This is a genomic window from Streptomyces sp. T028 (assembly GCF_048159505.1).
In the GTDB taxonomy this organism is placed as follows: domain Bacteria; phylum Actinomycetota; class Actinomycetes; order Streptomycetales; family Streptomycetaceae; genus Streptomyces.
On record NZ_JBLRVZ010000011.1, the window covers coordinates 103987 to 120838 of the forward strand.

At 71.2% G+C, this 16852-nt stretch carries 12 protein-coding genes; 6 read left to right on the forward strand and 6 right to left on the reverse strand.

The genetic code is table 11. From position 1 onward, the window contains the following. Positions 1 to 97: 97 nt before the first annotated feature. From ACLZN2_RS11770 to ACLZN2_RS11795, 6 genes are all read right to left on the reverse strand, one after another. Positions 98 to 2998 carry a glycoside hydrolase family 2 TIM barrel-domain containing protein gene (locus ACLZN2_RS11770; protein WP_416978339.1) on the reverse strand — a complete coding sequence of 967 codons (2901 nt, stop codon included), beginning with the start codon at positions 2996 to 2998 and terminating at the stop codon, positions 98 to 100. A gap of 12 nt (positions 2999 to 3010) precedes the next feature. Then, complete coding sequence (locus tag ACLZN2_RS11775; RefSeq protein ID WP_416978340.1) at positions 3011 to 3895, reverse strand: carbohydrate ABC transporter permease; 885 nt, start codon at positions 3893 to 3895, stop codon at positions 3011 to 3013. After that, entirely contained in the window at positions 3892 to 4857 is a 966-nt protein-coding gene (locus tag ACLZN2_RS11780; protein ID WP_416978341.1) for a carbohydrate ABC transporter permease, read from the reverse strand. Before ACLZN2_RS11780 ends, ACLZN2_RS11775 begins: the two co-directional genes overlap by 4 nt. A gap of 20 nt (positions 4858 to 4877) precedes the next feature. Beyond that, positions 4878 to 6140 carry an ABC transporter substrate-binding protein gene (locus tag ACLZN2_RS11785; RefSeq protein ID WP_416978342.1) on the reverse strand — a complete coding sequence of 421 codons (1263 nt, stop codon included), beginning with the start codon at positions 6138 to 6140 and terminating at the stop codon, positions 4878 to 4880. A 285-nt stretch (positions 6141 to 6425) separates the two neighbouring features. Beyond that, positions 6426 to 7673: an ROK family transcriptional regulator gene (locus ACLZN2_RS11790; protein ID WP_416978343.1), complete on the reverse strand. Its 1248-nt coding sequence runs from the start codon at positions 7671 to 7673 to the stop codon at positions 6426 to 6428. A 147-nt stretch (positions 7674 to 7820) separates the two neighbouring features. Then, entirely contained in the window at positions 7821 to 9170 is a 1350-nt protein-coding gene (locus ACLZN2_RS11795; protein ID WP_416978344.1) for an FAD-binding protein, read from the reverse strand. Between the two features lie 150 nt (positions 9171 to 9320). Between ACLZN2_RS11795 and ACLZN2_RS11800 the strand changes: the two genes are divergently transcribed. The 6 genes from ACLZN2_RS11800 (at position 9321) to ACLZN2_RS11825 (ending at position 16816) form a co-directional block, all read left to right on the forward strand. Continuing rightward, positions 9321 to 10640, forward strand: coding sequence for a radical SAM protein (locus ACLZN2_RS11800; RefSeq protein WP_416978345.1), 1320 nt, complete (start codon positions 9321 to 9323; stop codon positions 10638 to 10640). Positions 10641 to 10900: 260 nt separating this feature from the next. Then, positions 10901 to 12391 carry a cellulose binding domain-containing protein gene (locus tag ACLZN2_RS11805; RefSeq protein WP_416978346.1) on the forward strand — a complete coding sequence of 497 codons (1491 nt, stop codon included), beginning with the start codon at positions 10901 to 10903 and terminating at the stop codon, positions 12389 to 12391. A gap of 276 nt (positions 12392 to 12667) precedes the next feature. Further along, entirely contained in the window at positions 12668 to 13795 is a 1128-nt protein-coding gene (gene rsgA / locus ACLZN2_RS11810) for a ribosome small subunit-dependent GTPase A (protein WP_416978347.1), read from the forward strand. Positions 13796 to 13869: 74 nt separating this feature from the next. Then, positions 13870 to 15315, forward strand: a complete 1446-nt coding sequence (locus tag ACLZN2_RS11815; RefSeq protein WP_416978348.1) for a DNA-3-methyladenine glycosylase 2 family protein — start codon at positions 13870 to 13872, stop codon at positions 15313 to 15315. Continuing rightward, positions 15312 to 15821: a methylated-DNA--[protein]-cysteine S-methyltransferase gene (locus ACLZN2_RS11820; protein ID WP_416978349.1), complete on the forward strand. Its 510-nt coding sequence runs from the start codon at positions 15312 to 15314 to the stop codon at positions 15819 to 15821. Before ACLZN2_RS11815 ends, ACLZN2_RS11820 begins: the two co-directional genes overlap by 4 nt. Positions 15822 to 16042: 221 nt before the next feature. Continuing rightward, the gene (locus ACLZN2_RS11825) at positions 16043 to 16816 is read left to right on the forward strand and encodes a class I SAM-dependent methyltransferase (RefSeq protein WP_416978445.1); all 774 of its coding nucleotides are present in this window, start codon (positions 16043 to 16045) and stop codon (positions 16814 to 16816) included. Positions 16817 to 16852 lie beyond the last annotated feature (36 nt).

Genomic DNA, 16852 nt, shown 5'->3' on the forward strand with positions numbered 1-16852 from the left:
GAGGTCCTCACATTCTCGGAATATCGATCAAATGGTCAATCGATTAATCGATCGACCGGTATACGAACACTGTCGGCTGTCGGCTGTCGGCTGTCGGTCACCCGGTGGCCGTGAACACGAACGAGAACTCCGCCGGTGCCGCGTTCAGGAAGTACCGCGGCAGCGGGCCCGGTCCGCACGACTGTGAACCGAGACCGTGGTGGCCGTGGTCGAGGTTGACCCAGACCCTGTCGCCCGGCGTGAGATCGGTGCGGTGCCGGGCGGCGTCCAGGTGCTCGCTCGTCCAGCGGCGGGCGGTGAACCAGAACTCCGGGTCGCCCTCGATGCGCAGGCCGCCGAGCTCCGCCCAGCGGACGTCGGCGCGGGCGCCGTTCTCCTGCGGACGGACGTACGGGGTCTGCATACGATCCACCGTCGACTGCCAACGGCCCACCGTCGACGCCATCCTGCTGTCCGGATACGCCTCACCGGGCCCGCCGCCGAACCAGGTCACCGCGTCGGCCTCGGCCAGCGCGAAGCGCACGCCGAGCCGGGGCAGCGGCACGGTCCAGTCGCCCTCAGGGGTGACGGAGACGGTCAGCTGCAGGCGATCGCCGTCCGACCGCCATGTGTACGCCGTCGACAGCCCCACCTCGCGGGCCGCCGGCGCCACCCGCGTCCGCACCGTCAGCGCGTCGTCGCCGAGCTCCACCGCGTCGAGGCGGTGCCGCATCCGGTGCAGGCCCAACTCGCGCCAGAGCGTGCCGTAGCGGGTGTTCGACTGCCAGTCCGCGCCGTCGTCGTTGTCGGTGGTGGCCCGCCACACGTCCAGGCCCAGACCGGTCACCTCCACCGGGCCGATGGCGCGCAGCGCGCCCGTGCGGGCGTGGAAGGAGGCCGGGCCCAGGGTGATCAGCCGCCCCTCGGCCACCGGGCCGACGGTCGCGGCGACCGACGGTACGGCCCGGGCCGCGACCGGCAGTCGGCCCCATGCCACCACATGGCCGGCGGACGCCCAGGTGGAGTCCTCGGCGAGCGCGGCGCGGACCGTCCAGCCGGTCTCGGCGCCGGCCGGGACGTCCACCGGGGGCTGCGGCAGCTTCACGTCCGCCGACTCGCCCGCCGCGAGCGCGGGCACCGGCAGCGTGCCCGAGCCGACCGTCTCGCCGTCGGCCTCGTACGACCAGGTGAAGGCCAGCGCCGACAGGTCGGCGAAGTCCTGCTTGTTGGTGACGCGGACCGTGCCGTCGCCGGAGCCCTCGACGGCGACCGGTTCGATGACCTTCTTGAACTCGGTGAGGCCGGGGGAGGGGGTGCGGTCGGGCAGGAGCAGACCGTCGCAGACGAAGTTCCCGTCGTGCAGTTCCTCGCCGAAGTCGCCGCCGTAGGCGTAGCCGAGGGTCGGGTGCTGGATGCCGTGGTCGATCCACTCCCAGACGAAGCCGCCCTGGACGCGCTCGTACGACTCGAAGATCCGCTGGTAGTCGGCGAGTCCGCCCGGGCCGTTGCCCATGGCGTGGGCGTACTCGCACAGGATGAAGGGGAGCCGGCGCCGCTTGAGGGTGCCACCGTCCAGGTCGCGGCCGATCCGATCGACCTCCTCGTGGGAGGCGTACATACGGGAGTACATGTCGGTGTCGCGGCAGTTCCAGTCGCCCTCGTAGTGCACGAGGCGGGAGGTGTCACGGGCATGGATCCACTCGGCCATCGCGGTCAGGCCGCGGCCCGTGCCGGCCTCGTTGCCGAGGGACCAGATCACCACCGAGGGGTGGTTCTTGTCCCGTTCGACCATGCGGGCGGCGCGGTCCAGGAGGGCCGGGGTCCAGCGGTCGTCGTCGACGGGGTTGTCCCGCCAGTCCTGCTCGACGAACCCGTGGGTCTCCAGGTCGCACTCGTCGATGACCCAGAGCCCGTACTCGTCGCACAGGTCGAGGAAGGCGGGGTGGGGCGGGTAGTGGGAGGTGCGGACGGCGTTGACGTTGTGCCGCTTCATCAGCAGCACGTCCTCGCGCATGGTCTCCAGGCCGAGGGCGCGGCCCCGCTCCGGATGCCACTCGTGCCGGTTGACACCCTTGAAGAGGAGCGGCCTGCCGTTGACCTTGATCAGTCCGTCGGCCAGCTCTACGGTCCGGAAGCCGATCCGCAGGGGCACCCGCTCACCCTCGGTGGCGAGGACGCCGTCGTACAGCCGGGGGGTCTCCGCCGTCCACGGCTCGACGGGGACGGTGACCGTCTCCCCGGTCGCGACATCGATGTCGAGAGCGGGCACGGTCACCCGGCCGTCGACGTCGGAGTCGACGCGCAGGGTGCCCTCGCCCGTGACGTGGTCGTAGGCGGCATGCACGAAGAAGTCGAGCGCGGCGCCCGCCGGCCGGTGCAGCAGGGTCACGTCACGGAAGATGCCCGGCAGCCACCACTGGTCCTGGTCCTCCAGGTAGGAGCCCGCCGACCACTGATGGACCCGCACCGCCAGTACATTGTCCACAGTCTTCAGCAGATGGCCGACCGCGAACTCGTGCGCCAGCCGCGACCCCTTGAACTCGCCGAGCTCGGTCCCGTTCAGCCAGACCCGGGCGCAGGACTCGACGCCGTCGAACCGCAGGACCGCGCCGCCCTCCTCCGACAGCTCGGGCCAGTCCGCCGGCAGGTCGAAGACCCGCAGATGGTCGCCGGTCGGGTTCTCGGTCGGCACCCGCGGCGGGTCGACCGGGAACGGGTAGAGGTGGTTGGTGTAGATCGGCGCGCCGAAGGCGCCCTCGCCCTGCAGGACCCAGTGGCCGGGGACCGTGACCTCGGCCCAGTCCCCGGCGTCGTACCCCTGCTCGGCGAACGAGTCGTCCTCGGCGTCCGCGGTCGGCGACAGGCGGAAGCGCCAACCCCCGTTCAGGGAAAGCGACTTCGCGTCCGAGGACGCGTACCAGGCGCGGGGCGCGAGCGCCCCGCCGCCCGGCGACACGTCCTCGACGTAGTCGAAGGCCGTCGTGCTGCCGGTGGTGGTGCTGGTGGTGCGGAAGGACATCTGTCTCCTAGATCAGCCCTTGATGCCGGTCTGTGCGATCCCCTGCACCAGCCAGCGCTGGAGGAAGAGGAAGACGAGCAGCAGGGGCAGGATGGAAATGGCGGTGGCCATGAAGATCAGGTGGTAGTTGACCGTCTGGTTCGTCATGTACGAGGACAGCGCGACCTGCACCGTCCAGGCGCTCGGGTCCTGGCCGATGACCAGGGGCCACAGGAAGGAGTTCCATCCGTTGATGAAGGTGATCGTGGCGATCGCGGCGAAGAAGTTCAGCGAGTTCGGTACGACGACGCGCCAGTACGCGCCCCAGTAGCCGAGCCCGTCCACTCGTGCCGCCTCCTCCAGCTCCTTGGGGAACCCCAGGAAGTACTGCCGGAAGAGGAAGCAGGTGAAACCACTGAAGAGGCCCGGGACGATGAGACCTCGGTAACTGTCCACCCAGCCCAGGGACGACACCAGGACGAAACTCGGCACGAAGGTGACGGCCGTGGGCACCATCAGGGTGACCAGCACGGCGTAGAAGACCTTGTTCGCGTGCTTGTACGGGATGCGGGCGAGGCCGTAGCCGGCCAGCGAGCACACCAGGAGGATGCCCGAGGTGTGCAGGACGGCGACGACCACGGAGTTCCACATGGAGTGGGCGAAGTCCACCGTGACGTCGTCGAACGGCTCGGTGATGTTGCCCCACTGGATGTCGGTCGGGAACCACTTCCATTCCTCGCCCGTGATCTCCAGGTCCGTCATCAGGGCGTTGCGGACGATCAGATAGAAGGGGATCAGGAAGAGGAGCGCGGCGATGCCGGTCGCGAGGTACAGGCCGGTGTTGCCGATGACCCCGCCGCCACGCCGGGCCCTGGCCGGCTTGGTGGCCTTCTTGAGGTCGGGTGCCGTGGTGGTCACTTGGACTCCTCACCCCTTCCGAAGCCCATGATCTTGCCCTGGAGCAGGGTGACGACGCAGATGAGCAGGGTCAGCACGACCGCGCCCGCGCTGCCCGCGCCGTAGTTCTGGTTCTCACCCAGGGCCATCTTGTACAGCTCGACCAGCGGCGGCTGGCCCCAGGTGGTTTTGGAGAGCAGGTTGTAGAACTCGTCGAAGGCCTGGTAGGCGGCGATCAGCAGGAGCAGGATCACGGCGGTGGACGTGGCCCGCAGCTGGGGCAGTGTGATGTGCCGGAAGGTCTGCCAGCCCGGCTTGGCGCCGTCGATGGCGGCGGCCTCGTAGAGCTCCTGCGGGATGTTCTGCAGCGCCGCGAGGAACAGGATCATGTAGAAGCCGGACTGGAGCCACAGCCGGACGGTCACGATGACCAGCCAGTACCAGGGCGGATCGGGGTTGGCCAGCCAGGCGATGTTCTCGACGCCGAACCAGCCGAGGACGGTGTTGGCCAGGCCGAAGCGGACGCCGTTGAAGATGGACATCTTCCAGATCAGCGCCGCGGCGACGTAGCTGCACGCGGTCGGCAGGAAGAACACCGACCGGAAGAACGCCCGCATGAACCGCAGCCGGTTGACGAGCAGCGCCAGGCCCAGGGAGAGGCCCCAGGTGGCGGGCACGATGAACGCGGCGAACACGGTGAAGGTGACGAGGGAGTTGCGGAAGTCCGTGTCGGTGAGGATCTGCTTGTAGTTGGCGAAGCCGACGAACTCGCTCGGCGTGACCGTGAAGCGTGCCTCGAAGAAGCTGAGGTAGATGCTCCAGACGATGGGCACGAAGACGAAGACGATCAGGCCGATCAGGAACGGCCCGGTGAAGAGCCAGAAGTTGAAGGTGCTGCTCGCCCGCAGGCCCCGCCGCGGCCGGGTCGTTGCGACCTCGGCCGGGGCGGGCTGGGCGACCTTGCGCGGGGTGGCGGTCGACATGTCGTGATCCGTTCGGCGGCTTAACCGAACAGCTTCGTCAGCTCGGCGTCGACCTTCTTCTGGGCGGCGTCGAGCTGGGCCTTCGGGTCGCCGTCCTTACGGACGGAGTTGGCCATCACGTCGTTGATCGAGGAGATCATGGCCTGGGTCCAGCCGATGTTGTCGAAGTGGCCGAACTCGTTGAAGAGCTTCACACCCTCGGCCGGGAGGCCGGACTTCAGCTTGGTCGCGGACTGGGCGAGGGAGGTGCGCGGCGGGATGTGGAAGCCGTAGGAGGTGGCGAAGTCCTCCTGGTACTGCTTCTGCTCGATCCACAGCCACTTGACGTATTCCTTGGCCGCCTCGACGTTCTCGCCCTTGGCGTTGACGAACATCGACCAACCGCCGTTGGTGACCGACTGCCTGCCCGCGGAACCGACCTTCGGGAAGGGGAAGATGCCGATGTCGTCGCCGAGCGCCTTCTGCATGGTGGGCATGGCCCACATGCCGCACCACTGGATCGCGGTCAGGCCCTGGGTGAAGGCCGACGGGTCCCACCAGTCGGCGGGGGCGTCGAGGAGCAGGTTGCCGCTGGTGAACAGGCCACGCAGCTGCTTGAGGCCCTCGGCGACCGCGTCGGTGTTGAAGGCGACCTTGTGGTCCTCGGTGAGGGTGTCGGCGCCGGCCGACCAGATCAGCGGGTTCTGCACCGGGGTGATGTCGTTGCCGAGGAAGGCGCCCTTGACCTTGCTGGTCTTGAGCTTGGCGGCAGCCTCGATCAGCTCCTCCAGGGTCTGCGGCACCTCGATCTTCGCCTTCTCGAACAGCGAGGGCCGGTAGAAGAAGAACTGCGGGTCGTCGATCATCCGGACGCCGTAGATCTTCCCGTCGACCGTGTGCGACGTGATGTCGGCCGGGTTGAAGTCGTCCTTGACCGGCTCGATGATGTCGGTCAGGTCAGCCACCTGACCGCTCTTGACGAGCTGGATCTGCGGGTGGAACTCGAAGACGTCCGGCGCGTTCTTGGTGAGCAGCGCGGCGAACAGCTTCTGCTCGAACTGCGAGCCGGTGATCCACTGGGTGGTGACGTTCGCGTCCTTGTAGGCCTTCGCGTACCGCTTGACGGCCTGCTCGACTCCGGCCTCGCCATAGGCGTGGAAGTACTGCGTGAGGGCCTTGCCCGAACCCCCGCTGCTCCCTCGGCCGTTGTTGCCGCCGCAGGCGGCGAGCGTGCCGGCGGCGGCCATGCCCGCGGCGGCCCGGAAGAGAGAACGGCGGGACCAGTTGTTGCTCATTGCCGACATGGTGGACGTCCTTGTCTCGAAGTACGGCTACGGCTCGGTGGATCTGCGTCAGGTGGCTCAATTCCTGTCGCGGAGCGGGACGTTAACCTTCGGCTAAGGCTTCGGCAAGGGGTTGGACGAAGTCTGCTCGAAGCGTTGTGATCGGTTCGGGATGGCGAACGAACGCTTCCGAACACGCCGTGGGACGTGGGTGTGGAGCGCCCGCACATGGGGAACGCGGGCGCGGGGAAAGGGAGGTGAGGGCCGCCGGTGTCAGGGGCCGGCGGCCCTCGGTTCAGGGGGTGGTCAGGGGGCCGGTGCGGTGCGGCTCCTGGCCGGGGTGGTGCGTTTGGTGCTCCGCTGCCCGACGCGCTGCAGCGCCCCTTCGAGCGCGAACGTCGCCGCACCCAGACAGACCGGGTCGGTGGGGATCGGGGAGAGGACGATACGGCTGGCGGCCAGCGGCCGTTTCAGCGCGTGCCGTGCGACAGCCTCGCGCACCTCCTCCAGGAGGGGTTCGCCGAGCCGGGCCGCGACCCAGCTGCTCAGCACGACCACCTCGGGGTTGAGCACGTTGACCAGCACGGCGATACCCGCGCCGAGGTAGCGGGCCGTGTCCCGTACGACCTTGACCGCGTCCGGATCCCTCACGGCGACCCCGGCCGCCAGCGCGTCGATGGTGGCGGTCTGGTCGCCCGGGTGCAACAGGGTGCTCTGCGGGCTGAGTTCACGCAGGTTCTGCATGATCCCGAGCGCGCCGACGTACGTCTCCACACAGCCGTGGTTGCCGCAGCGGCACAGCCGCCCGTCGAGCACGAGCGTGGTGTGCCCCCATTCGCCGGCGCTGTTGCTGACGCCCCGGTGCAGCCCGCCGCCCAGGACGAGACCGGCGCCCACGCCCGTGCCGAGGTTCACCACGACGGCGTCACCGTGCCCGCGCGCCGCCCCGAACCACAGCTCGGCGACCGCGCTCGCCCGCAGTGGATTGTCCAGGTACAGGGGATACGCGATGTGTTCGGAGAGCAGATCGAGCAACGGCACGTCGTGCCAGTCCCAGTTGGGCGCGTACTCGGCGATGCCGGTGTTCCGGTCCACCTGCCCCGGCACGCTCACCCCGACCCCGAGCACCCGCGCCGCGTCCACCCCGGCCTGTGCGACCACCGAGCCGACGGCCGCGGTGACATGGCCGACCACCTGCTCCGGGCGGCTCTCGCCGGGGCGCATGTTCTCCTCTGCGCGGGCCAGCACGTTCAGCGCCAGGTCGAACAGCTCGACATGGACGTACGTCTCCGCGATGTCGACGCCGATCAACGCGCCCCCCGACGCGTTGACGGCCACGAGGCCCCGGGGGCGGCCGCCCGCCGAGTCCTCGAACCCGACCTCCGTGATCATGCGGAGGTCGAGCAGCTCACCGACGAGCGTGGCGACGGTGGCGAGGGACAGGCCGGTGGCGGCCGCCAGCTCCTGCCGGGAGGTGGGCGAGGCGGCGATGATCTGGCGCAGCACCTCGTAGCGGTTCGCGGTGCGGATGTCCCGTGATGTGCCGCGCTTCATCGAGCTCCCTTCGCCTCCCGGCACCGAGGCCGGTAGCGGCGACGGCACCGGCGCGGCGACAGGCTATGGCGTGCCAGGACGTTCGACAAGGGGTTAGGAAAGGGGCTTTATAAAGTCCGCCGCGCCGTGGTGCGCGGGGTGGCGCGATCAGGTCCCCAGTACGTCGCGCACGAAGGCGTTGGCGAACTTCCCGGCGGGATCCAGCTCCCGTACCAGTGCCGCGAACTCCCCGATGCGCGGATACCGTCCCCGCAGCGCGGGGACCGGGATCTCGAACACCTTTCCCCAGTGCGGCCGCGGGGAGAACGGTTCCAGCGCGGCCTCCACCTCCCGCACCACCGGCAGTACGGCCGGTGTGTCGGCGATCCAGGTGAAGTGCACGGCGACCGTGTCGCGGCCGTGGGCCGGGCTGAGCCACTGGTCGTCGGCGGACACCGTACGCACTTCGCAGGTCTGCAGGACACGGGCGACCGTCTCCCGGATCTCGTCGACCGCATACAGCATTTCGTCGGCTGCCGACCGCGGCAACAGATACTCGCTCTGCAGCTCCTCCCCGCTGCTCGGCGTGAACTCCGCCCGGAAGTGCGGCAGCCGCTCGTGCCACGGCCCCGGCACCCCGAGCTGCTCGGTGCAGTGGACCGCCGGCATGCCCGGCACCGGGTGCAGTGCCTCGGTGGCGGGCGTGGCCCAGGGGAACGCTGGGAGGGGTTCGTCGGTGCGCCGTTTCAGCCACACCTGACGGAAACCCGGCGCACGCCAGTCGGTGAACAGGCTCACGCTGTACGCGGCCCCCGCCACCGTCTCGAAGTCCAGCCCGTCCAGGGGGAGTTCGGTGAACAGATGCTGTTCGACCCGGTAGGCGGGCTCCAGATCCAGGGTGAGCGCGGTGACCACGCCGAGCGCGCCCAGGGAGGTCACGGCCCCGCCGAAGCGTTCATCGTCCCGCCCGATCACGACCGTCGAGCCGTCCGCCGTGACGATCTCCACCTCCCGTACCGCCGAGGCGAGGGAGCCGTTGCGCACCCCCGACCCATGGGTACCGGTGGCTACCGAGCCGGCCACGGAGATGTGCGGGAGGGAGGCCATGTTCGGCAGGGCGAGCCCATGCTCGTCCACCCGCCGGGCCAGGGCCGCGTACCGCACCCCGCCGCCGACCCGCACCGTGCGGGCCGCGGTGTCCACGTCGATCTCGGCCGGCAGGGCGTCCAGCGACAGCAGCACCCCGTCGGCGCCCGGCTCGGCGATCCGGTTGAAGGAATGCCCGCTGCCCAGCACCCGCACCCGCCCGCTGCCCGCCACCAGCGCGCGCAGCGCGTCCGGTGAGGCCGGGCGGTGCAGCTCACCGGCGGCGAAGACGATGTTTCCGGCCCAGTTCCGCCACGGCCGGCTGCCCGCCGACCTGCCCGGCCCCGACCTGTCGCGCCCCGACTCGCCCCGCCCGCCCGCGTCCCGCCCGCCCGCGTCCTTTCCCGCCCCGTCCGTCACGGTCCCGCCCATGCGACTGCCCGCCCCTTTCGAGGTGATCGAGAACCCGGAATGCCCAGGTCGAACCTACCTTGCCCGCAACACGAGACCCCCCGCCCCAGCCCGCGTGCCGCCGGGGGCATACCGTGAGGAGTCGTACGCCTGAGCCGGGAGGAGAGACGGATGGGCAGCCGTACCGCGCTGGTCGAGGATCTGATGGAGCGGTTTCCGCATGTGCCGCGGGAGGCCGTCTTCAAGGAGGACCTGCTGCGCGGGGGAGTGGCCTTCGACGCCTCCGCCCTCAGCGACAACGAGTCGGGCGAGGTCAAACCGAAGTCGTACTTCATCTTCTCCTTCGACCACGGCACCCTGCCCGAGCTGGGCGAGGCCGCGCTGCGCCGCCCGCCGGAGGAGATCATCCTGACCGGTGGGCCGTACGACCTCAGGCGCACGGTCGTGTCCGTGCGGGTGAACCCGGCCTCGCCCTACCGGGTGGCCGCCGACGACGAGGGGCTGCTCGGGCTCTACCTCGACGGCAGGCGGATCGCGGACGTCGGCGTGCCGCCCATGCCCGAGTACTACCGGCACAAGCTGTCGAACGGGAAGTCCGTGATGGAGGTCGCCCCGACCATCCAGTGGGGCTACCTCATCTATCTGACGGTCTTCCGGGTCTGCCAGTACTTCGGCGCCAAGGAGGAGTGCCAGTACTGCGACATCAACCACAACTGGCGACAGCACAAGGCCGCCGGTCGACCGTATACCGGAGTCAAGGACGTCGAGGAGGTGCTGGAGGCCCTCGAGATCATCGACAAGTACGACACCGCGAAGGCGTCCACCGCCTACACCCTCACCGGCGGCGCCATCACCAAGACGGTCGCAGGCCGCGACGAGGCCGACTTCTACGGCCACTACGCCAAGGCCATCGAGGAGCGCTTCCCGGGCCGCTGGATCGGCAAGGTGGTCGCCCAGGCGCTGCCGCGCGACGACGTGCAGCGGTTCAAGGACTACGGCGTGCAGATCTACCACCCCAACTACGAGGTGTGGGACCGCCGGCTGTTCGAGCTGTACTGCCCGGGCAAGGAGCGCTACGTCGGCCGCGACGAGTGGCACAGGCGCATCCTCGACTCCGCGGAGGTCTTCGGCGCCCGCAACGTCATCCCCAACTTCGTGGCGGGCGTGGAGATGGCCGAGCCGTTCGGCTTCACCACCGTCGACGAGGCGATCGCGTCGACCACCGAGGGCCTGCGCTTCTTCATGTCGCACGGCATCACACCCCGCTTCACCACCTGGTGCCCGGAGCCGACCACCCCCCTCGGCAAGGCCAACCCGCAGGGCGCGCCGCTGGAGTACCACATCCGTCTGCTGGAGGCCTACCGCGCCACGATGGACGAGTTCGGGCTGTCCTCGCCCCCCGGTTACGGCCCGCCCGGACCCGGCCGCGCGGTGTTCTCCGTGAGTTCCTTCATGGACAGTCTTCCCGCGCAGGAGACGGCCGCCGTATAGTCCCGGCACCGCCGTTGAGCACCGGGCCGACACGGAGTTGAGCACAAGGCCGGCCCGGAGTTGAACGCAGAGGGGCCCGCGTCCGTACTTCAGGGCGGAGAAGGGGTGCGGTCGCCTGTCAGGACGTCCTTACATGACATTTGAACAGGGCGCTTGTCAGTTGTGTGAGAGACGTGAAATCCTCGGTGCCTGCCGCGAGGTTCCCCCCAACTCCATTGCCGTCATGGTGAGTTGACCTCGCATTTGGATGCAGGAGACAAATGCCCGACCTGCCGACCCCGAAGGACGCCGCGGAGGCCGCGCTGTTCTCCGAGTGCTGGGACGCCGTCCTGTCGTACGCGGACCTGTGCACGTCCGGCTCGACCGCGGCCAACCAGCTGGCCCGCGAGGCGTTCGCGCTCGGCATACACGAGGCCCGCGCCGCCGAGGACGGTACCGTGCGAGGTGCCGGCCGCCGCTCCTCCCGGCTGCCCCGGATCCCCCTGCTGCTGACCGCCGTACGCAACACGGCCGCCGCCTGGGAGGCCGAGGGGCAGGGCCACAAACTCGACCCCGACCTGCGCCTCTGGCTCAACTCGGACAAGGCCTGGCGCTACATCTGCCCGCCGCTGAGCCGCCCCATCGCCCTGCGCGGACTGCGCGACATGGGCGAGTCGGACGCCACCCTGCTGTGGCTGGCGGAGGTGGAGGCGCTGCCGCTGCGCACCGTCGTCCGCCGTCAGGGCCTCGACCCGGACGCCTCCGTCGAGGAACTGAACGCGGTCCGCGGCCTGTTCCGCGACCGCTGCCACCGCAACCACCTCGACACGCCGATGAGCGCGGAGTGCCGCTCCTACGTCCGGCTGCTCGACGCCGTCACCCGCTCGCCCGGCGCCGACACGCCCGACGACCTCTCCCGGCACCTCGCCACCTGTGTGGAGTGCGCGGAGGCCGCCGCCTGTCTGCGGCTGCACGGCGGCGGACTGCCCGCCGCGCTCGCCGGCGGTGTCATCGGCTGGGGCGGCCTCGCGTACCTGGAGCGCCGCCGACGCGCCGCCGAGGTCCGCCTCGGCGCCGGACGCCCCGACGCGCCGGACCCGGAGGGCGAGGCCGAGCGGGCCGCCGCACGCAAGGCGCGGCTGCGGCGTCATGGGCTGTTCGCCGCCGCCGTCCTGGTCTCGGGGCTGGCACTGGCCGCGTCGCTGATGCCGTTCGGCGGTGACAGCGGCACCGACACCGGCGCGCAGAACCTCCCCACGGACAGCAGCCCGGTGGCCGGCCCCGGCGTGCCGTCCTCCACCGCGCCCGGGACCTCGGCCACCGCCCGGCCGTCGTCGGCGTCCCCGGCGCCCTCCGGCAGCGCCACGCCGGGCGCCGGGGCGGACGACGAGAAGCCCGACCCCGAACCCCAGGGCACCTCCTCGGCCACCGCCGGCGGCGGCGAGACCGGGGACTCGGCCGTCTGCGAGGTCCGCTACGAGCTCGTCAACCAGTGGCCGGACGGCTTCCAGGCCAGCGTGACGTTCACGTCGCCCACCGCCCTGGAGTCCTGGCGGGTCGCCTGGTCCTTCGGGGACGGGCAGCACGTCGACCAGATGTGGGACGCGAGCGTCGCCCAGCAGGGCTCCCGCGTCACCGCGACCGCCGCCGACTACAACCGCTCCGTCGCGGCGGGCGGCACCGTCACCTTCGGCTTCCTCGCCTCCTGGCAGGAGACCAACACGGCACCGTCCGGCTTCACGCTCAACGGGCAGGAGTGCACCGGCTCCTGAGCACCCCGCAGGGGAAGAGGGAGAGAAAACGAGTGGCGTCCTCCGTCAGGTGTCCCTAGCCTGACGGAGTCGTACGACGAAGACGGAGTCGTACGAGAACAGCGGCGTACGAGAAAACAGAGGAACGGGAGGTGTGACCGATGGCTGTCACCGGCACCGGGGCCGCTCGACGCGGCCAGACGATCGTCCACCTCACCCCCGCGGTCTCCGGCTGACCAACCGACTTCTTCGCGCGCGTGCCGCGCGCCGCCGGGGCCGCCCTGTGAAGGGTTTCCCTTGCCTCTCTCTGTTTCCTCCACCGCTTCGTCGCATCCTCTCGCCGCCCTCGGCTGGGACGAGGACTGGGCGGCCGAGTTCGTCCCCCATGCCGAGCGGGGGCTGCTGCCCGGCCGTGTCGTGCGGGTCGACCGTGGCCTGTGCGATGTCGTGACGGCGACCGGCCCGGTCCGTGCCGACACCGAGTTCGTGGTCCCCCACGACCCGATGAAGGTCGTCTGCACCGGCGACTGGGTCGCCCTCGATCCCGAGGGCGCCGATCCGCGGTACGTACGGACGCTGCTGCCGCGCCGTACCGCGTTCGTCCGCTCCACCTCCTCCAAGCGGTCCGAGGGGCAGGTCCTCGCCGCCAACGTCGACCACGCCGTCGTCGCGATCTCCCTGGCCGTGGAACTCGACCTCGGCCGGATCGAACGGTTCCTGGCGCTGGCCTGGGAGTCCGGCGCCCAGCCCGTCGTCGTGCTCACCAAGGCCGACCTGGTGCCCGACCCGGTCGTGCTGGCGTACCTCGTCCAGGACGTCGAGACCAGCGCCCCCGGTGTGCCGGTGCTCCCCGTCCGCGCCCGCGACGGCGAGGGCCTCGAGGAGCTCGCCGCGCTCCTCGGGCGGGGCACCTCCGTACTGCTCGGCGCGTCCGGCGCCGGCAAGTCCACCCTGGCGAACGCGCTCGCCGGCGCCGACGTGATGGACGTCCAGGCCACCCGTGACCTCGACGGCAAGGGCCGGCACACGACGACCACCCGCAATCTGCTGCCGCTGTCCGGCGGTGGTGTCCTCATCGACACGCCCGGACTGCGCGGCGTCGGCCTGTGGGACGCCGGCGGCGGGGTCGGGCAGGTCTTCTCGGAGATCGAGGAGCTCGCCCGGGGCTGCCGCTTCCACGACTGCGCGCACGACGCGGAACCGGGGTGCGCGGTGCGCGCCGCCGTCGACGACGGGGACCTGGCCCCGCGCCGACTGGACAGCTACCGCAAGCTCGTCCGGGAGAACCAGTGGATCGTCGCCAAGTCCGACGCCCGGGTCCGCGCGGGCATCCGCCAGGACTGGAAGCGCAAGCAGGCGGAGGGCCGGGCGGCGCAGGACGCCAAGCGCGGGCGCGGGCCCTGGCGGCCCACCCCGCCCCGGTGACCCCGTACCCGCTCGTCACCGCCACGTCCGATTCCCGCTAGCACCCTCTCCGTACCGGGCCAAGACTGGAGGGCATGACGGGTCAGGACATCAGGTACGACGCGACGTACGACAAAGGCGCGACGTACGACAAAGGCGCGTACGACAGCCGGTACGAGGCGGTGCGCAGCCGGGACGCGCGGTTCGACGGCGAGTTCTTCTTCGCCGTCGAGACGACCGGCATCTACTGTCGGCCCAGCTGCCCCGCCGTCACCCCGAAGCGGCGCAACGTGCGCTTCTTCACCACGGCCGCCGCCGCGCAGGGCTCGGGTTTCCGGGCCTGCCGGCGGTGCCGTCCGGACGCCGTGCCGGGCTCCGCCGACTGGAACGTGCGCGCCGACGTGGTGGGCCGGGCCATGCGGCTGATCGGCGACGGCGTCGTGGACCGGGAGGGCGTCGCCGGGCTCGCCGTACGGCTCGGCTACAGCGCCCGCCAGGTGCAGCGGCAGCTCACCGCCGAACTCGGCGCGGGCCCCGTCGCCCTCGCCCGCGCCCAGCGCGCCCACACCGCGCGGGTGCTGCTCCAGACGACCGGGCTGCCGGTCACGGAGATCGCCTTCGCGTCCGGGTTCGCCAGCGTGCGCCAGTTCAACGACACGATCCGCGCCGTGTACGCGACGACCCCGACGGGGCTGCGGGCCGCCGTCCGCACCTCCCGCCGTACGGCCACCCCGGCCGCCGGGATCCCCGCGGCCGGGATCCCGCTGCGCCTCGCCCACCGCGGCCCCTACCGGGCGGGCACGGTGTTCGACCTGCTGGAGCGGGAGGCCGTGGCCGGCGTGGAGGAGGTGAGCGGCCCGGTCGGCGGGCGCACGTACCGCCGTACGCTGCGCCTCCCGCACGGCACCGGGATCGTCGCCGTCGACGAGCGGCCGGGCGACCCGGGCCGCGCCACCGCCCTCCACCCCGGCGGCTGGCTCGACGCCCGGCTGCGCCTCACCGACCCGCGCGACCTCACCACCGCCGTCCAGCGGCTGCGCCGGCTGTTCGACCTCGACGCCGACCCGTACGCCGTCGACGAGCGCCTCGGCGCCGACCCCCGGCTCGCCCCGCTGGTCGCCGCCCGGCCCGGGCTGCGCGCACCGGGCGCCGCCGACCCCGAGGAGTACGCCGTACGGGCCCTGGTCGGCCGGGCGGAGGCGGAGCGGCTCGTCCGCGCGCACGGCAAGGCCCTCGACGCGCCCTGCGGCACCCTCACCCATCTCTTCCCCGAACCGGCCGCCCTGACGGAGACCGTCGGCCCGCTCGCCGTCGCCCTCGCGGACGGCCGGGTACGCCTCGACCCGGGCGCCGACCGGGACGACGCCGAGGCCGCCCTGCTCGCCGTACCCGGTCTGGACGGCCGTACCGTGGCGGCGATCAGGGCGCGCGCCCTCGGTGACCCCGACGTCGCGCCGCCCGGCGCGGACGTACCCGACACCTGGCGTCCCTGGCGGACGTACGCCCTTCACCACCTGCGTGCAGCGGAGGAAACCCCATGACCGGCACCGAGACCGGCACCGAGCCCGTGTACTGGAACAGCGTCGACGGCCCGCTCGGCCCCCTGCGGCTGACCGCCGCCCCCGACGGCGCCCTGACCTCGCTCTCCGTCGCGGGACAGAAGGGCGGACGCACCGTCCAGGACGGCTGGCGGCACGATCCCGGCCCGTTTCGCGCCGCCGAGGAACAGCTCGCCGCGTACTTCGCCGGAGAACTGAAGGAGTTCCGGCTGGAGCTGCGCGCCGAGGGCACGGAGTTCCGTGAGCGCGTCTGGGCCGCCCTCGACACCGTCCCCTACGGGGCGACCACGACATACGGGGAGATCGCCGCCCGGATCGGCGCCTCCCGCGCGGCCGTACGTGCCGTCGGCGGGGCGGTCGGCGCGAACCCCCTGCTGATCCTGCGCCCCTGCCACCGGGTGGTCGGCGCGGACGGCTCCCTGACGGGGTACGCGGGCGGGCTGGAGCGCAAGATCCGGCTGCTGGAGCTGGAGGGTGTGCGGCCGTGAAACCGGAGGGCGTGCGGTCGTGAAAAATCGGCGTGCGGTCGTGAAAAAACAAGGGGCCGCTTCGCCCGGAACGGGCCTGTGACGGCCGTCCACCGGGTGCCGGGGATCTTCCGGCGCTTCCTCGGACCGGGAGCCCGCCCCGGCACCTGCGGGTCCGTCACACGTCTGCGCACGACCTTCCCCCACACCCCCTGAGCTGGTCATCCATGCCCCGCGCGGTTATGTTCACCGCACCGGAAGAACGCCCTGGGGGAGGGGACTTGACGGAACGTCACATACGTACCGTGGACGACGTGCTGAGGCTTCTGGACGGCCTGTTCGCGCCCGAGGCCGACCGCTGGACGGCCGGCGGGGCCGACTGGTGGGACGGCTTCTACACCGACCGGTCCAAGGCGGTGCCGTTCTTCGTCGCGAAGCCCGACGAGCACCTCGTCTCGTACGTCGACAGAGGGCTGATCGTCCCGGGACGCGCCCTCGACCTGGGGTGCGGGCCGGGCCGCAACGCCCTGTACCTCGCCTCCCGGGGCTTCGAGGTGGACGCCGTCGACCTCTCCCCGACGGCCGTCGCCTGGGCCGGGGAACGGGCCCGCGAGGCCGGAGCCGAGGTCCGGTTCCACTGCGGCGACGCCTTCGACCCCGGCGCCGCGGCCCTCGACGGGCCCTACGACCTGATCCACGACTCGGGCTGCTTCCACCATCTGCCTCCGCACCGCCGCATCAGCTATCTCGCCCTGCTCGACCGCGCCCTGGCCCCCGGCGGTCATCTCGCCCTCACCTGCTTCGCCGCCGGGCGGATGGGTTCGGAACTCCCCGACGAGGCCTTCTACCGGCGCACCCGCCTGGAGGGTGGCCTCGCGTACACCCCCGCGTCCCTGCGCCGGATCTTCGGCGACCTGAGGGAGATCGAGCTGCGGGGCATGCGGCAGCAGGGGCCCGAGTCCCCGTACTTCGGTGAATCCTTCCTCTGGACGGCGCTGTTCCGTCGGGACGTATGACCGGGCGGGTCACCCCTACAGGCCACCCCTACAGGC